14 protein-coding genes and 1 other annotated feature are annotated in these 17,841 nt (G+C 38.5%); of the genes, 5 read left to right on the forward strand and 9 right to left on the reverse strand.

The window, feature by feature from the left end; genetic code table 11:
- Positions 1 to 220: 220 nt before the first annotated feature.
- Complete coding sequence (locus NV349_RS11705; RefSeq protein WP_036117634.1) at positions 221 to 1,654, reverse strand: aminotransferase-like domain-containing protein; 1,434 nt, start codon at positions 1,652 to 1,654, stop codon at positions 221 to 223.
- 111 nt (positions 1,655 to 1,765) lie between these two features.
- Between NV349_RS11705 and NV349_RS11710 the strand changes: the two genes are divergently transcribed.
- The gene (locus tag NV349_RS11710; RefSeq protein ID WP_271909964.1) at positions 1,766 to 2,368 is read left to right on the forward strand and encodes a LysE/ArgO family amino acid transporter; all 603 of its coding nucleotides are present in this window, start codon (positions 1,766 to 1,768) and stop codon (positions 2,366 to 2,368) included.
- A 612-nt stretch (positions 2,369 to 2,980) separates the two neighbouring features.
- Here the strand turns inward: NV349_RS11710 and ileS are convergent.
- The 5 genes from ileS to NV349_RS11740 form a co-directional block, all read right to left on the reverse strand.
- Positions 2,981 to 6,073, reverse strand: coding sequence for an isoleucine--tRNA ligase (gene ileS, locus NV349_RS11715; protein ID WP_271909965.1), 3,093 nt, complete (start codon positions 6,071 to 6,073; stop codon positions 2,981 to 2,983).
- Positions 6,074 to 6,133: 60 nt separating this feature from the next.
- Positions 6,134 to 6,372 (reverse strand) — a binding site (T-box leader).
- A 249-nt stretch (positions 6,373 to 6,621) separates the two neighbouring features.
- On the reverse strand, positions 6,622 to 6,798 hold the full coding sequence (locus tag NV349_RS11720) for a DUF2785 domain-containing protein (protein WP_231744999.1): 177 nt from the start codon (positions 6,796 to 6,798) through the stop codon (positions 6,622 to 6,624).
- Positions 6,799 to 7,056: 258 nt separating this feature from the next.
- Complete coding sequence (locus NV349_RS11725) at positions 7,057 to 7,188, reverse strand: hypothetical protein (protein ID WP_271909966.1); 132 nt, start codon at positions 7,186 to 7,188, stop codon at positions 7,057 to 7,059.
- A gap of 54 nt (positions 7,189 to 7,242) precedes the next feature.
- Positions 7,243 to 7,890, reverse strand: a complete 648-nt coding sequence (locus NV349_RS11730; protein ID WP_036120899.1) for a hypothetical protein — start codon at positions 7,888 to 7,890, stop codon at positions 7,243 to 7,245.
- Between the two features lie 699 nt (positions 7,891 to 8,589).
- Positions 8,590 to 9,033 carry an Lrp/AsnC family transcriptional regulator gene (locus tag NV349_RS11740; RefSeq protein ID WP_036120896.1) on the reverse strand — a complete coding sequence of 148 codons (444 nt, stop codon included), beginning with the start codon at positions 9,031 to 9,033 and terminating at the stop codon, positions 8,590 to 8,592.
- A gap of 141 nt (positions 9,034 to 9,174) precedes the next feature.
- Here NV349_RS11740 and NV349_RS11745 point away from each other — a divergent pair, with 141 nt between their 5' ends.
- Entirely contained in the window at positions 9,175 to 9,759 is a 585-nt protein-coding gene (locus tag NV349_RS11745; protein ID WP_036120893.1) for a DJ-1/PfpI family protein, read from the forward strand.
- A 280-nt stretch (positions 9,760 to 10,039) separates the two neighbouring features.
- Here NV349_RS11745 and NV349_RS11750 read toward each other — a convergent pair whose 3' ends face one another.
- Positions 10,040 to 11,530 (reverse strand): S-layer homology domain-containing protein, encoded by a 1,491-nt coding sequence (locus tag NV349_RS11750; RefSeq protein WP_271909969.1) that lies wholly within the window; start codon positions 11,528 to 11,530, stop codon positions 10,040 to 10,042.
- A gap of 191 nt (positions 11,531 to 11,721) precedes the next feature.
- Positions 11,722 to 14,427, reverse strand: a complete 2,706-nt coding sequence (acnA, locus tag NV349_RS11755) for an aconitate hydratase AcnA (protein ID WP_036120887.1) — start codon at positions 14,425 to 14,427, stop codon at positions 11,722 to 11,724.
- Positions 14,428 to 14,929: 502 nt separating this feature from the next.
- Here acnA and NV349_RS11760 point away from each other — a divergent pair.
- Positions 14,930 to 15,670 carry a hypothetical protein gene (locus NV349_RS11760; RefSeq protein WP_271909970.1) on the forward strand — a complete coding sequence of 247 codons (741 nt, stop codon included), beginning with the start codon at positions 14,930 to 14,932 and terminating at the stop codon, positions 15,668 to 15,670.
- Positions 15,671 to 15,760: 90 nt separating this feature from the next.
- Here the strand turns inward: NV349_RS11760 and NV349_RS11765 are convergent, their stop codons facing one another.
- Entirely contained in the window at positions 15,761 to 16,357 is a 597-nt protein-coding gene (locus tag NV349_RS11765) for a DinB/UmuC family translesion DNA polymerase (protein ID WP_271909971.1), read from the reverse strand.
- A 174-nt stretch (positions 16,358 to 16,531) separates the two neighbouring features.
- Between NV349_RS11765 and NV349_RS11770 the strand changes: the two genes are divergently transcribed.
- Both NV349_RS11770 and NV349_RS11775 read left to right on the forward strand, forming a co-directional pair.
- Positions 16,532 to 17,266, forward strand: coding sequence for a YpjP family protein (locus tag NV349_RS11770; RefSeq protein WP_271909972.1), 735 nt, complete (start codon positions 16,532 to 16,534; stop codon positions 17,264 to 17,266).
- The gene (locus NV349_RS11775) at positions 17,263 to 17,799 is read left to right on the forward strand and encodes a hypothetical protein (RefSeq protein WP_271909973.1); all 537 of its coding nucleotides are present in this window, start codon (positions 17,263 to 17,265) and stop codon (positions 17,797 to 17,799) included. The genes NV349_RS11770 and NV349_RS11775 overlap by 4 nt, the downstream gene beginning before the upstream one ends.
- The last annotated feature ends 42 nt before the right edge of the window (positions 17,800 to 17,841 follow it).

The raw sequence follows: 17,841 nt of genomic DNA on the forward strand, positions 1-17,841 counted from the left end.
CACCTCTTTATCGTAGAAATTTAAAAAATACTTTCATCCTTCTAAATGTATGGGCACACAGCTTGTACTATTCACTTGCTTTTCTGTTGGGCGAGTGCATGAGAATGGCTATTTGGTTACGAGGAATGATTACTTTTTTGACCGCTTTCCTCACATTATGGAGCGGAGGCATCACTCCTCTAAACGTAGAGCAAATTCATTCCCATGAAAACATAATCAGTCACTGTAGCAAAGCCTCCACTACACATTTATGCAAGATTTGGAGGCCTTCCTGCAATTCGTCATATGTTGCATAGGCATAAGATAGACGAATATGATGATGATCTTGTGGGTCATAAATATAGCCAGGATTGATTAATACTTGTTGCTGCAATAGCTTCATAAAGAATTCTTTGTCTATAAGTGGCTCATGAAACTTGAGCCAAATATAAAAGCCTCCCTTTGGTTTGCTCCAAGTAGCAATGTCTTTAAATTTTCCCTGTAAAATTTGCTCAGTGAAATGGGCTCGATCCTGCAAGTGCTGACGTAAAGATGCAAGATGCGATTCATATTTTCCTGATTGTAGCCAATGTAGGACAATTTCTTGTGAGATAGCACTTGAGCCATAGTCCGTTTGCATTTTTATATCGGCTAATCGTTCGATGACGGTGGTTGGACCAATAAGCCAGCCAATGCGTAGCCCAGGGCTTAAGGTTTTGGAGACACTCCCAATATAAAGGACTTGTCCGCTGCTATCCATTGCTTTAATAGGAGGAGAGGTCGCTTCAAAAAGTAATTCATGATAGACATCATCCTCAATAATTGGAATACGTGATGCCTGACAGGCTTCATAGAGCTGCTTTTTTTCCAGAGATGTCCATACTTGGCCCGTTGGATTATGTAAAGTTGGGATAGCGTAAAATACGGCTTGTTTTTTCCGTTTCCTTTGAGACAATGTTTGGGCAAGCTGTTCATCGCGGTGAATGCTCACCATTTGCATCCCTACTGATTGAAATGGATGGACAGAATTTAAATAGGAGGTTGGCTCCTGAAATACAATAGACCCTTGTTCTAGTAAACCAACGGCAATTAACTGCAATGCCTGAAGTGCACCTGAGACAATGCAGACCTGTTGAGGCTCAGCAACGATGCCTCTTTTTCGTACATAGTCACAGATAGCTGCACGAAGGTGATCATTACCCTGTGGTGAGGAATAGCCCAATGCTTTGGGCTGAAAAGATAGCTCCCTTAGTGAAGCTTCTATGGCCTCTATGGGCAATAAGCTTGGTGCTAGCTCACCCGTTCCTAAACGAATGACATCCTCACGCTGCTCGTATTCATTAATTAATTGGATAGTGTGATAGTTTGGCTTATGGATACTTGTTTCGATATAGGTTTGCCAATTCGGCTGTGTTTGTTGAATTAATGCATGCCATGAATTATGCGTAACGTAAACCCCAGAGCCTACCTTTGATTCAAGGAGACCTATTGCTTTTAATTCCTCTAAAGCCTGTTGAACCGTGCTACGATTGACGCCAAACTGCATGGCTAACTGTCTTTGGGTGGGCAGTTTTGTTCCTGCTACCCAGTCTCCTCGTTCCACCAGTGCTGTTATCCATTGCACAATTTGCTGTTGTAATGAGGTATCTCTTTGTCTATTTGGCTGCCAGTTCATTTATCCATCACCTTTCCTGCTAGAAAATTGGGTGGATAAAAAACCATCCAATTGGTCGTTTTCTTTTAGTTATACCATATCTAAAATGAGTAGTGAAAGGAGGGATGATTGTTGGAAGCTTTTCTTCATGGCATCATTTTAGCATTTGGACTCATTTTACCTTTAGGTGTACAAAATGTTTTTGTTTTTTCTCAAGGTGCTACACAACCCAATTTATTACGCGCCCTGCCAGCAAGTGTAACAGCTGCCCTCTGTGATACAATGCTAATTGTGCTTGCGGTATTCGGACTATCCTTAATTGTTTTACAATTTGAGTGGCTACGTATCGCTTTAATGACTGTTGGTATTGTTTTTTTACTTTATATGGGCTATACCATCTGGCGCTCAAATCCGAGCACTACAGAAAAAAGTGAACCACTGCCCATAAAAAAACAAATTCTCTTTGCCCTCTCTGTGTCGTTACTTAATCCACATGCCATATTAGATACAATCGGCGTCATTGGTACGAGCGCATTAAAATATAGTGGTACAGAGCAAATGATTTTCACGGTAGCCTGCGTGCTAATTTCTTGGCTATGGTTTTTCGGTCTCACGTTGACTGGTGCCTCGTTCAAAAAACTCGATAGCTCTGGTAAGTTGATGGGCATCTTGAATAAATGCTCAGCCATCTTTATTTGGGCAACAGCGTGTTATCTCGCAAGTGGCTTACTGTAGCCTACATAGAAAATGCTCAGGATTCCTCCTGAAGCATTTCATGTTGTTGAAAAAAGATGATGTCAACGGCAGAAAAAGCAAATTTGCAAGGTGAGAGGTTGATTTCCGTTCCGCCAGCGCCCTTTCCAGGGGGCGTCCGATGAGCCGCTTCACTCACTTACGCTCGCTCCAGGGTCTCCTCTGTGACGCTAAATCCCCTAGGAGTGACGCTGGCTCCACTCCAATCAACCATTCTGCAAAGTGTCTTTACTTTTTTCATAGTAGTATAGCGATCAAATAGCCCATTATTTTTAGAGGGAATAAGCTCTTATTTTCAATATGGATAAGTGATGCGTGACAACACCTCTTCATAAAAAGTAGTGAACACCTTCACTTTATTTGAAAATTTCGCTAAAAAGGTAACACTTTTGTGGACTGGAGTGGAAGGCTACTTGACTCCCGTGGGATAGCGAGACAGGCGAGCCTCTAAACGGAGCGGTAGCGGAGGAAGCGGCTAGGCGCTCGCCCACAGGAAAGCAAGTAGCCTGCAACGGAAATCCATTTCTCCCTTTCAATTGACTGTTTTGTTTTTCAACACTAAGAAATGCTCAGGATTCCTCCTGAGCATTTCTTTTAGAGTGAGACAAATACCGTGAGCTGTTCATTAAACAATGTTGTTTCAACGGATTTCGCTTTAGACCACGCTTCACCATAATGAATAGCCTTGACTAATACATTCGCTTGTAATATTGCTTCATGCTGTCGGATGATAGAAAGTACCTTTGTACTACCGTTAAAGGCAATCGACACATATTGGGCCACTGGTAGCTGCCATTTTTTCCTTGCGTCTTGAATTGTGCGAATTAATTCTCGCATTTGCCCTTCTTGTAGCAAGCTTTCTGTTAGTTGAACATTCATCAATACACGACATGTGCTATCCTCAGCTAACCTATAATACTCCTTCACAACCGCTTCAGCAACAACATGGGCTGCTAATAATGTTAGCTGTTGCCCTTCCATCTCAAAATTAACCGAACCATTATGCTGGAGCTTTTGCTTTTCTTCATTCGTTAATGCCATCACATATTCTTTTACTTGATTAACCTTTGCACCAAATGCAGCTCCAGCAGTTTTAAAATTCAGCTTATATTGGATGCTTTCATAGGCTGAAAAATCATGCGCCCACCTACAGGCTTTGATGTTTAACTCATCTTGAATGAGCTCACTATAGACTTGAAAATCCATCAGGTCTCCTTTTACGGCAACAATGAGTTCACTTAAAGGTTGCTTAACCTTCATTCCCTGACTATTGCGAATGCTGCGTCCAAGTTCCACTACTGTTAAAACCATTGCCATTTCTTGTTCAAGCTTGACATCCACTAATTGTTCGTCACATGCTGGGTAGTTCTCCAGATGAACACTTTTCCCACATAATTGACGGTAGATGTCTTCAGCAATAAATGGCGTAAACGGTGCTACCAATTGACAAATAGATGTAAGCACTTCATAAAGCGTACTAAATGCACCTCGTTTATCTGCTGTCAGTCCATTTGCCCAAAATCTAGCTCGTGAACGGCGAATATACCAATTGCTTAACTCCTCTACCAACTGAGCAATTTCTCGTGTAGCCTGTGTAAATTGATAATCATCCATGAACGTTGTGACAAGTTGGATAGTGTGATGGAGACGAGACAAAATCCAATGATCTAGAGGTGATCGACTCCCTTTATTTGTAGCATCATACGTAAAGCCATCGATATGGGCATACATTGCATAAAATTTAAACGTATTGTCAAGTGTATCCACTAGTTTCGATTTCGCATCTAAGATAATTTTCTTAGAAAAACGCTTCGGATTCCAAGGGGAGCTGTCGACTAAAAATGCCCACCGTAAAGCATCCGCTCCATATTGCTCGATTAATTCAACAGGCTCTAAAGCATTACCTTTACTTTTTGACATCTTCTGCCCATGCTCATCTAAGACATGCCCTAACGATAGAACATTTTTATAAGGTGGCTTGCCTGTAAATAACGTCGATACCGCTAATAAGCTATAGAAAAAGCCTCTTGTTTGGTCGATTCCCTCAATGACGACATCTGCAGGGAACTGCTGACGAAAAGTCGTGACATCTTCAAAAGGATAATGCTGCTGGGCAAATGGCATCGAGCCACTGTCAAACCAAACATCAATAACTTCTGGCGTCCGCTTCATGTCTCCTTGACAGACAGGACATGTACAGACAATGTCATCAATAAATGGTTTATGAAGCTCTAAATTTTCATCGAAAGCCCCTTTAGCTAATTTTCTTAATGCTGCAACACTACTTGGAGCCACCTCATGAGCACACTCCCGACAAACCCAGACATTCAATGGTGTACCCCAGTAACGATTACGGCTAATATTCCAATCCACTAAATTTTCTAGGAAGTTGCCAAATCGACCGTCCTTAATATGACCTGGATACCATGTCACTTGCTGATTATTTTGTAAAAGCTGCTCCTTTAATGCTGACATCTTGATAAACCAGCTATCTGTTGCGTAGTACAGCAAAGGTGAATCACAGCGCCAGCAATGTGGGTAGCTATGCTCATATTTCTCTTTAGCAAATAGAAGTTTTTTTGCCGCTAGCATTTTAATGATATCAACATCACAATCTTTTACAAAGCGTCCGACAAGCTCAGACACAGCTTCTGTATAACAGCCTTTTAAATCAACTACATTGACAAAGGACAAACCATGGTACTGTACTGTTTTATAATCGTCCTCTCCATAGGCTGGAGCAATGTGCACAATTCCTGTTCCACTATGCTCCGTCACGTAATCCGCCATAACGACAACTTGCCCTTTTTCGACCGTTACATAAGAAAATGGTGGTTGATAGGAAACACCCGCAAACTCTTGCCCATCATGCTCACTTAGTACTTCGATAGGCTCTGTAAAAACCTTTTCTACCAGTGATTTAGCGAGGATGTATATGTTATTCTCATGCTTTACACGTACATATTGAAGAGATGGATTCATAGCCAAGGCTACATTAGCAGGTAATGTCCAAGGCGTCGTTGTCCAGCCTAAGAAATATTCGTCGCGATCCCGAAGCTTAAACATCGCTGTAACGGATAAGTCTTTGACATCCTTATACCCCTGTGCTACCTCATGTGAACTTAAGGATGTTTGGCAGCTAGGGCAATAAGGTGAAACACGATGCCCTTTATATAAAAGTTGTTCCTTGTGTACATGGCTTAAAATATGCCACACAGATTCGATATAATCATTGCTTAGTGTCAGATAAGGATTATCCATATCAAGCCAGTAGCCAAGCTGCTCGGTAAAGGTACGCCATTTTTGCTCATAGGTAAAAACGCTCTTTTTACATGCCTGAATAAATCGCTCTACCCCGTAATTCTCAATTTCCTGCTTCCCAGAGATGCCTAATGCCTTTTCTACTCCTAATTCCACAGGCAATCCATGTGTATCCCAGCCTGCTTTTCGTTCAACGAGATAGCCTTGCATCGTTTTATAGCGTGCCACAACATCTTTAATTGTTCTGCCAAAAGCATGACCAACATGTGGTAAACCATTCGCTGTTGGCGGTCCCTCGTAAAATACAAAGGGCTGCTGTCCAGCACGATTGTTGATGGACTTTGCCAAGGTTCCTTCTTGCGCCCACAACGCACGAATCCTTGTTTCTCGTTCAACCACTGTTTCCTTCTTTTGTTCTTCCTGCATATGAGTTCCTCCTATACAATCCATTTTGTATAAAAGGCATACAAAAAACCCCGTCCCAAGGAAAGGGACGGGGTTAACCGCGAATACCACCCTAATTCTATTGACACAATGGTCAATAGCGCTCAGCAACGTACAATCATACGTGTTCTTTTTAACGGTAGACACCCGGATTGGCTTACTCTATTCAGCCAATCTTCTCAGAGAGGATTTTCATGTAACACCTGCACACCGACTTCCACCAAATGTCGGCTCTCTGTAGAACAAAATGAAACACTACTCTTTCTCATCAACGAATTTGTATGCTTTTATTGTCACTCATCGTAACAAATTACCAATTGTCTGTCAACAGTGGACAACCTTAAAAAATTTCGTTGAGACAAGTGACAATACTTTGATGGAGAGTCATATATTAAGATTGCGGATTGGTTTGAATAAAGCTCTTCAGCAATATTTTGACATTAAATAGCCCGATATAAAAGTTTACTTCATCCAATTGCCCCTTTAATGTGGCTACTGTTGACAGTGTTTGCTGCAATATTTGGATGATTTCATTTTTCCAACATAGCGAAAATCAGGACTAACAACCTTTCCTCCTCATCATGAATAAATACATAAGCAGGTTGTAAATAGAAAAACCAAAGTGCATGTAACATAGCGACATAGGCTGATCCATTCATTTTAGGATTTTTCACTAGTTCATCAATAGCATCCGATACATGTGCCACACTATGTGCCCATCCTTTGCCAGGTACATAGCTTCTTACATCCTTTTCAGATGATATGTAAGTTCATAACTTCGTTTGACAAGCCTCATGCTATCCTTAGATAAAAAAATATCTGTGTAGATCCCTAGCTAAAATAAGTACGAGCAATAAGATTGTAAACGAGTGAGTAAAAAACCCAATCAGATTCCTTTGAATAATAAATGGTTTAAGCTTTAATCCCAAAGTTCAATGAAGCAACGATGATTCAGCAAATTTTTTCTAAAATCCATTCATAAAAGCTGCCCTAAATCCATGTATCTCGTAGCTCACTTCAGTAGAACCGATATGTGCTAGTAAAAGCTGCTGTTGATGCTCTTGCTGCCAAGTAGCCTGACCCTTTTTCAATGCCATTAATCTAGCCTTTAATTCATCTTCCTTCAATACAACTGGCTAATTCCACTTTGCTTATTCATTGTGATACTCCGTACTACTTTCTCGGTATAGCCCATCCAGCTTCCATCCATTATAAAAACGGACATAGGTCAATTCCTTTTGCCAATTATCTAGGTGCACAATCACCTTGCTGCTCCAGGGTAAAGTAGCTGCATAAACCTGACCTCTGCGTACCTCAGCTATGTCATCCGCTACACCAAGAAGTGTAGAAGGTGCATTCGCATTATACATTAAATAATGCTGTCGATCTGAACTGATCTCGAGTTCTTCCATGACCTCCTGATGAAAAACAATCACTTGCTTATTTGCCTGATAAAGTGAATAGACGAGAGCTCCCCCAAATAGCACCATCAATGAAGCCACAATGAGTACATGCTTTTTCTTCAATCCTATGTAAAACGCCCACTGCTTTTCCTTGTTGTATAAATGAATATATATTGCTAGACTTATTGGCCACAAAAATAATAACTGCCAACAAAGAACAACCCAAAAAATCTCGCCATCCGAGACAAAATATCGAATGACATTGTAATTCAACAACCATAAAGGCATCGACCACCGCCATAGGGATTCTTCCTGCGGTATACTTTTTAAATAAATCAGTAGAAGAGGTAAGCTTAGGAAAAAGGCTGTCGCATTATCTAATAGAGCAAATACCAATTCAACACCTCCTGCATAGAAAAATGTTACAACTATTGTATTTTAATCCAATTGTACAGAAAAGGCTAGACATTCTAAAACGTTGAATATCTAGCTTCCTTTTATTGAAGTTCCTCCACTATTTTCATCTCTACGAAAATCGATGAGAGGTTGAGAGGCATTGTTCCCAATCACCTGGCTATATTGTACTTCGATAGCGTTTTCGGGACATCCACTAGAGGAAACCATGTACCATTGCTATGTTTTTGCACCAATTCATCTACAGATAATTATATCCACCACAGACATTGTTTCAAAAATGACCTCACGCTGCTTGAATAGGAGTGCTAGAATCATATTTTCAATCAAAATGAGTTCGTCTTGCTGTACAAGTATATCCTTCTAGTGGTAGTTTGCTTTGCAAAAAGCTTCTGTTGTACTTGAATTTTGCAATAGGCCCAACTGCGTAAATCTTTGCCTCGATGCTTCGATAAATAAGCCTTTAGCTCGCCACGTTCCTCATAGTTTTGTTGGTTATCATAAAATTTAATTAAGACATCCTGCACGATATCTTCTGCACTTTGTCAATCTCTTCCATAGTAAAAGGCAAGACGAATAAGCCTCTCTGTATGCTGTTCCATTATTCTTTCTAGTTCGTAAATGAGCCCTCTCTTTCCTATAAACGGTGCTCATAGCTTCGAGGTTTGCTTTTTTTGTCATTTATTCTAAATCATTGTCAGCAAACGGGCTAATAACCTTTTTTTCCGTTGAAGATAACACGATATTGGTAGAAGGTGTACCATAGGGCATAGCTGCATCAATAAACTGCTCTAATGTTTCTACTGAATAAGTCGCTAGTTTGACAATATAGCTAATTTCCCCCGCCACTCGATAGCACGCCAAGACATCAGGATGAGCCTTACAAAATGCAGAGAGGCTTTTACAATCAATGGATTTAAATAAAATAATGGCCTCAATAGTGCGCTCCATCTTTTTCAAATTCACCCTTGCATGATACCCTTCAATCACACCTTGTTCCTCCAGCTTTTTGACCCGTTCAATAACAGCGGGAGAAGATAAATGAACAATTGCTGCTAATTCCTTCATCGAGATTTTTGCATTGTGCTGTAATTGCTGTAATATTTGTATATCAATTTGATCCATGGTCCTTCACCTTTCTAAATCAATTATTTTTTCTATAATACCTTTTCAAATAAAGTTTTTTATCCAAAATACATTATACAGCTTCTGTTAACATTCAGCTCTTTTGATTACAATAAAAGCAATAAAGGAGGCAGAATCAATATGAAAAAAATATTATTACTTTTAGCAAATGGCTTCGAGGCCGTGGAAGCCAGTGTTTTTACAGATGTGCTTGGCTGGAATAAATGGGAAGGCGATGAATCAACAGAAGTCATTACAGTCGGGTTACATAAACAATTGCAATGTACATGGAATTTTAGCGTCATTCCTGAAAAATTGCTGCATGAAATTGATTTAAAGGATTTTGATGCTTTAGCAATCCCAGGGGGCTTTGAGGAAGCAGGCTTTTACGAAGATGCCTTTAGCGAGGAATTTCAAACAGTTGTGCGTCATTTTGATGAACAGAAAAAGCCTATTGCAACAATCTGTGTAGCCTCCCTAATATTAGGGCATAGCGGTATTCTACAAAATAAGAAGGCGACAACTTATAATCATCCAACAAGTAAACGATTAGAGCAGCTTCAATCCTATGGTGCAAATGTTGCTAATGAACGAATTGTCTACACAGAGCACATTATTACATCTTCGAACCCAGGCACTGCATTCGATGTCGCATTTGGCTTACTTGAAATGCTAACATCACCTGATAATACATTGAAAGTAAAGGATTTAATGGGCTTTAAATAATTTTATAAAGCTGTCCAAAAGAGTTCATTTTGGACAGCTTCATTATGTTCATTTGTTTTCTGATATTGATTGTAATAACTTCACTCCTAACTCTTTACTTCTTGAAACTAATGATATAGTTCTGATTAAGGATCAATATATAGGTGTCAATCACGAACCGCTAAGGCACTGACTACCAGTTTTGAGTTAGTAAACATCGTTTAAACATGATTTACAGCAGGTTAAAAAGCAGGCTTACACCAAATATTATGGTGTAAGCCTGCTTTTTACTTTATTGCTATTATTTTTCTAATGGTGCTGTTTCTGATGTGTTAAAATCCATTTCCTTCGCGTTGTCTAGCACATCTTTTGGAATCGTAATCGTTGTTACCGCATTGAAATCATGATATTTAATTGTAGTTTGCTGTCTTGTTTTGATCGAATTGCCTTCCACTTTCATCTTTAAGGTCATATCCATAGCAATTTCTTCTACATCAAATGTTTCTTTATTAATCAATAATTTATATGTGAGACTATCAAAGGACATGTTACCTAATTGTGCCTCTAGATCAGCATCCGTTCCTAAATTCATTGCGCCAAGCTGCTGCTTCACTAGCTCTGTGAATTTATCCCCAGCACCCTTTAGTGTTAATTCATAACGGTTTGCTGTTTCAACTAATGTGAAATCTTCAGCAAATGCTTGTAGCATCTCCAATTGTTCCGTTGCATCTGGCTGTATCCCTGTTTGGCTAAGTACATCCTCAAATAATTGTTTCGGGAACTTTATCCAAGCCTTTTGCTCTGCCTCATACATATACATACCATCTTTAGCCGTCATATACATTTTAATCGGCAAATTAATCGCTTCACCACTTGTTGGATCTGTTAGCGACATTGTACCATCAGCAAAGAATTGCATCGGCTCTGTAACAATTTCCATCTTCATGTTGCCTTTAGAATCCATTTTCATGGTTTCCTTGCCATCGTTTGCCTCCACTGACTGAGAGATGGTCATGGTAGCCTTCATGCTTTTTACCTCTTTTTGCTTGGCTACTGTTTTAGTAAATACTTCCTCTAACAAAGCACTATTTTTTGTTGTAGTAGACTGTTCTTCCTTTACCTGCTCCTCTTTAGGGTCTTCCCCTTTTTCTTCCGGTATAGGCTGTGTATCCACAGGTAAGTCTAATGCGTTGACGATAAATGTTGCTAACTGACCACGCGTAACATTTTTATCTACACCAAATTCTGTGGCAGAAACCCCCTTCGCAACGCCTGCCTCATACAGTGCTGTTACTGCATCTGCAAATGGACTATTTTGCTGTACATCAGTAAATGGGCTTTTGCCTTTCGCTGTTAAACCTGCTGCCTCTGCTACCATTATCGCCATTTGACCACGTGTAATCGTGTCATCTGGACGGAATGTATCATCCTCATAGCCTTGTACAACCCCAAGATTTACTAGTGTAACTATCGCCTTATAGTATGGGCTAGATGAGTCAACATCCTTGAAATTCGGATTTTCTACAGTCAAATCCGTTGTTGTTAATTGAAAAGCACTTGCTATCATCTTTGCCGCCTGTCCACGTGTTACGTCCTGTGAGGGCTTAAATGTACCATCTGGAAAACCATGAATAATATCTGCTGCATGTAATGTGGAAATACCGTTAAAATATGCATGATCTTCGCTCACATCTGAAAATGGACTAGCAGCCGAAACAGGTACTACTGCAACAGCTGTAACCGCCATTGCAGCTGTTGCCGCCGTATAAAGCTTATGTTTTTTCTTTGTCATAATTAATCGTCCCCCCATTTATGTAAAATGTAATGCTTACATATTAATTTTATCTAAAGATTTGGGAAAATGCTAGGTTAGTTGGAAATTAAAATATAATTATCCAATATATCCGTCATTTGGTTCGATCTAATTTTTATCCTCCATATAAAAAAACCGACCTCCTAAGAGATCGGTTTTTATGATGATGATTACTCAGCAGCTTTTGCGCGTAGAACCATTTGTAGGATACCACCGTGACGGTAGTAGTCTACTTCTACTTCTGAGTCGAAACGAGCTAAAGCTTGGAAAGTTTTAACTGTGCCGTCTTCAGATTTAGCAGTTACTGTTAAGATTTCACGTGGTTTTACGTTGTCAGTAATGTTAACAGAGATTTCTTCTTTACCAGTTAAGCCTAGTGTCTCAGCAGATTCACCTGGCATAAATTGAAGTGGAAGAACACCCATCATTACTAAGTTAGAACGGTGGATACGCTCGTAAGATTGTGCGATAACAGTTTTCACGCCAAGTAGGAATGTACCTTTCGCAGCCCAGTCACGAGAAGAACCCATACCGTAGTCATTACCAGCAAGTACGACTAAGCCAGTACCTTGCTCTTGGTATTTCATACATGCGTCATAGATATACTCTACTTCGCCTGTTGGCCAGTAAGTAGTGAATCCACCTTCTGTACCAGGAGCCACTTGGTTACGGATACGGATGTTTGCAAATGTACCACGCATCATTACTTCGTGGTTACCACGACGAGAACCGTAAGAGTTGAAGTCACGGATTGCAACACCGTTTTCAATTAAATATTTACCTGCAGGTGTATCTTTACCGATTGCACCAGCTGGAGAAATATGGTCAGTTGTGATTGAGTCACCGAACTTCGCCATAATGCGTAAGCCGTCTAAGCCTTGGATTGCTTCTGGCTCTTTTGCAAGACCTTGGAAGAATGGTGGGTTTTGGATGTAAGTTGATTTATCATCAAATGTGTATAGAGACTCAGTTGATGTTTCAATTGCATTCCATTTTTCGTTCGCTGTGAATACTGTTTCGTATTCTTTTTGGAATAACTCACGGTTAACAACAGTACTTAATACTGCATTAACTTCTTCTGTTGATGGCCAAATATCCGCGAAGAATACTTCATTCCCATCTTTGTCTTTACCGAATGAATCTTTTTGTAGATCGATATCCACTGTACCAGCAAGTGCATAAGCAACAACAAGTGGTGGAGAAGCTAAGTAGTTAGCTTTTACAAGTGGGTGTACACGACCTTCAAAGTTACGGTTACCAGAAAGTACAGAAGTTACGAATAAGTCATTTGCTTTAATTGCATCTTCGATTTCAGGAAGTAATGGACCTGAGTTACCGATACATGTTGTACAACCATAACCTACAGTGTTGAAGCCGATTGTATCAAGGTACGTTTGTAAACCTGAATCTTCAAGGTAACCAGTTACAACTTTAGAACCTGGTGCTAAAGAAGTTTTTACCCATTTAGGCACTGTTAGACCTTTTTCTACAGCTTTTTTCGCCACTAAGCCCGCAGCAATTAATACGTATGGGTTAGATGTATTTGTACAAGAAGTGATCGCTGCAATTGCAACAGCACCTGTTGGAATTTCTACATCGCCTTCAGCGAATTTCGCTACAGAAGTTTTTGCGAATTCATCTTCTGTTAAACCGAAACCTTGTGTACCTTGTGGTGCCACCACTGCTTCTTTGTAACGAGAACGCATTTGAGATAGTGGAATTAAGTCTTGTGGACGTTTTGGACCAGAAAGGTTTGGTTCGATTTCAGCTAAGTTTACTTCTAAAACATCAGTGTAAACTGGCTCTAATGCTGGATCGAAGAACATGTGGTTTGCTTTAAGGTAAGCTTCAACAACCGCGATGTGCTCTTCGTCACGACCAGTTAAACGCATGTAGTTTAATGATTCTTCGTCGATTGCGAAGTAACCACATGTAGCACCATATTCAGGAGCCATGTTTGAGATTGTCGCACGGTCAGCTAGTGGTAATTTAGATACGCCAGGTCCGAAGAACTCAACGAATTTACCAACTACGCCACGTTGACGTAATACTTGTGTTACTTTTAATGCTAAGTCAGTGGCAGTTGTTCCGTTTGGAAGATCGCCAACTAATTTAACACCGATAACTTCTGGAATTGGGAAGTATGAAGGCTGACCAAGCATACCTGCTTCAGCTTCAATACCACCTACGCCCCATCCAAGAACGCCGATACCGTTGATCATTGTTGTATGAGAGTCAGTACCTACTACTGAATCTGGGAAAGTTTCGAATGTGCCGTCAGCATTTTCGTTTACGTGTACAACTGGAGCTAAGTACTCTAGGTTTACTTGGTGAACGATACCTGTTGCTGGTGGTACAGCACGGAAGTTATTGTAAGCAGTTTGAGCCCATTTTAAGAAGTTATAACGCTCAGCGTTACGTTCAAACTCAAGGTCCATGTTTGCTTGCAGTGCAGATGCATTACCGTATTTGTCAACTTGTACTGAGTGGTCAATTACAAGGTCAACTGGAATAGCAGGGTTGATTTTGCTTGGGTCACCGCCCATTTCCTTCATTGCAGAACGAAGTGATGCAAGGTCAACAACTACTGGTACACCAGTAAAGTCTTGTAATACAACGCGAGATGGTTTGAATGGTACTTCTGCTTCAGGGTCAGCACCATTGCCCCATTTTGCTAATTCGTTTACATGTTCTTCTTTAATTACATACGCATCATATTGACGTAAAACAGATTCTAATAACACTTTAATTGAGTAAGGAAGGTTTGAAACTTTTGCAACGCCAGCTTTTTCAATCGCAGCTAAGTCATAGTAATTGTAAGTTTTACCATTCACTTCGAATGATGCACGGCTGTTGTGTAAATTACCTTGTGCCATTTGCGGATCCCCCTAAATATATCTTTTTGAAAAGGCTTTAAAAATGTGTAGCATCTTTTCTCCAATACCCATGATAGCGCATTTATATTCATAAGTAAATTACATTAATATTATCTTTTTTGATAAGCATAACTTATGACCTTGATTTCTATCCTGATGTTTTTAATTTTTTGATGTGCATAATATCAAGGGTTTGTATTAATGTGGGTTTCTATACCTATCTAACGAAGCATATCTAAATGTATTTAACTGGGGCACTTTTTGGGGCACTTGCTGGGGTACTTGCGTTTTTTTGTAAAAAAAGTGCCCCAGTTCGAAAAGAAGAAATATAATAATGTTTGGACAGGTACATTAGTTATTATAGAAGAAACTACAAAAAAAGAGTTAATTCCCTTGCCACATTTTGTGGCTTTTTTTCTCCAAACTTTTTATGTACTGACATCAGTATACAGTATTGATACAATTTTAATTATAAAAATATAAAGGAGACAATATTCTACTAATGAAAAAAACTTTAAAGAAGCCTTTTTATAAAAAGTGGTGGTTTTGGTTAATTGTAGCCTTATTTATAATTGGCACTATTAACAATGCTATTGGAGATCATGAGAAGCAATCTTCTGATAAAAATAATGATCCTAAAAAAGAAGAACCGGCTAAATTAGAAGAAAAGCCAAAAAATCGTACATTAGAGGAACAAAGCAAAAAATTTATAGATGAGAATTTAGAAGGTAGAACAATAGTGGATTTTACTAATAAATTATTGACTGTAGAAAATGAGGAATTAGTTGATATGATTATTCTTGGTCATAAAAACGGAAAGCAATTTGAAGATGACTTTGATTTACTTGGAAGAAAAGCAACTGCCTCTGGTGTAATTACTGAATTCGCTTTTGAAAGTTCTAACATCGGACAAAAAAGAAGAAGAGAAGGTTCAACTACAGCTGTTCGTACAGATAAATTCACTATCTATATGGGAAACAAGGATATAGAGAACTATGAGTACATTGAATATGATGAACTTATTCATAAAGATAGAAATAAAGAAGAGTTTTTCTTAGGTGCTTATCCTGAAGAAATAACAAACTTTGCAATAATTGATTTGGATCAAGAAGCTGATTTAACAGTTGGGCAGCAGATAACAGTTGAAGGTACAATTGCTAATTACTTTTTAAGAAAAGACTACTCGGACGAAAGTAAAGTTGACGATTTTAATGTATTGTTAAATGATGCCGTATTAAAATAGAACTAAAAAATTTACTCATTATTTTAATTGAGTGAATTTTTTAGTTCTATTTAGCTTTTCATTGCTCTTTCTTTTATCATCAAATCACTCCTATGCCAAATGACCTCCAACTAAGCGATCACGACTGATAGCTGTACCAGCAGCAGTAAATGAAACAGCTCGTAATAAAGATGTTGCTCCAAATTTGTTTCTAATGGCGTCCATCGTTGGTCCAATAAGTTGTCTCTGTGGTTTTCGCTCATCAAATAGATCCAATTGGATACTACGCTCACGATCTAAGTTCGATATACGAACAGTTAGCTGTCTGGCTGGCTCTCCGGCAAAGTGTTCATCAAGTAATTCAATACAAGTTTTATACATCACAAGAGTTTCACTTGTTGGCATTGCAATTGTTTTAGACCGATGAAACCCTTTAGTCATCGCATTATGACTGTACGATAGACCCAAACTGATAGTACGACCAACAAAGCCTGCATCACGCGCACGTTTCATGACATTTCCACACATTTCTAGAAGTATTTGGACCTTCCCAAAACTTAAAGTTCCGTTCGCTATTAACGGCTCCCCTAATTTGGATAGATCTATTCCCCATGCGTGGTAATAGAGTTGATTGCCCATTACACCAAAGCGCTTTTCTAATTCTTTTAAATCTGTATTAGCCAAACCACCGACTGTTTGTACCCCCATAGCATTTAGATTTGCTTCCACAAATTTAGGTAAGAAGATAATTATCCACAAAGAATATTGTTAATATTAGGAATTATTATTTTTTAAGGAAATTATTGAAAAATATTATTTAAAATGAGATAATTTCCTTAATATTCCGGAATATTAATAAATTTGAAACACAAGGAGCCAAAAATGAAGAAAATATTTAACAAATTATCTATAATAATAATATTTACATTAATTCTACAATTAACTTTACCTTTTACTAGCTCTGCCAACACTCAAAATGGGTTAGATTTAATTAGACAAGAAACAAGTTTAACAGAAGATGATATACAATTAAGTTTTGATATTATTTCTGAACACAGCAGTTTATTTCTTGAAAATGCTGATATTACTGTCCTTAATTCATATGGTCTTGAAGATCAAAATATTGCATTACTAAAATATTTTTATGATATTAATTATCCATCGGTAACTTTAAATGCCTTTGCTGTTTCACAGAATGTAACTAACAATGATAACATTCAACCCCGTTTAGCAAATGTATTAATCAGAGTATTGATTAAAGATGCACTTAAAAAGAAAATGGGTGATAAAATAAAAAAAGAGATTGGTAAAGAAGTAAAAGATCAAATTGAGGATAAATGGATAGCTGCAGCTGAAAAAGAAATTGGTCAACATGGCTATTCTAAATTCGTAGGACCAGAAGGTTCTGGGGCAAATGGAATTAGACAAGGTGATCATGTTTTTGAAATTTACGGTAAAAATGGAAATCCTATCATGAGAGGACATGTAGGCCTTGAACAAAATAAAACTGTAACTAACTGGCACTACCATCTTAAATATGATGGTTTTGAATATCATCATGAACAAACACTATTAAGACATAATAGCTTACCTGCATGGGGGACTCCGATTAAGTGAATGAACATGAAGAAGTTTTTATATTAAGCTATGGGTGTGATTTAGATCATAGTAATATCGATTATTTAGTAAAAGAACGGCTGTTACCTTTTTCTCATTGGACTAATAAGAAACGACCTAAGAAAACAGATATTTGTGTTAGATATGAGGTATTTGATATTAACCCAAAGAAACACAAACAACTCTATTACGGCCACAAATTTTATATTAATAAAATGAGATTAGAGGCTTTCATGTATTCACTCTCTAAACTTAAAGGAAATCATGTTTATGTTCACCCTAAGGTTAGAGGGCATGTTAATGTTTATATTGATGACCTAGAGTATACTGGCCGAGTATACAAAACATTAGTGAATGACCAAAAATTAATTTTTATAGACGAGGAATCTGAAAATAATTTCACTTTAAGAGAAAAGTTGCCCAAACTACAAAAAGATTTACACTGTCTAAAGATGCAAAGTAATATAACTTTCGAAGAGAGAGATCTGTTAGTTACTAATTGGATAAATCGCATAATTAACGAAATTAATTAAAAAAGCAATAAAATTGTTCAAAGTCTAAACTTTAATAGTTTA

The organism is Lysinibacillus sp. OF-1, from assembly GCF_028356935.1.
Taxonomy (GTDB): Bacteria; Bacillota; Bacilli; order Bacillales_A; family Planococcaceae; genus Lysinibacillus; species Lysinibacillus fusiformis_D.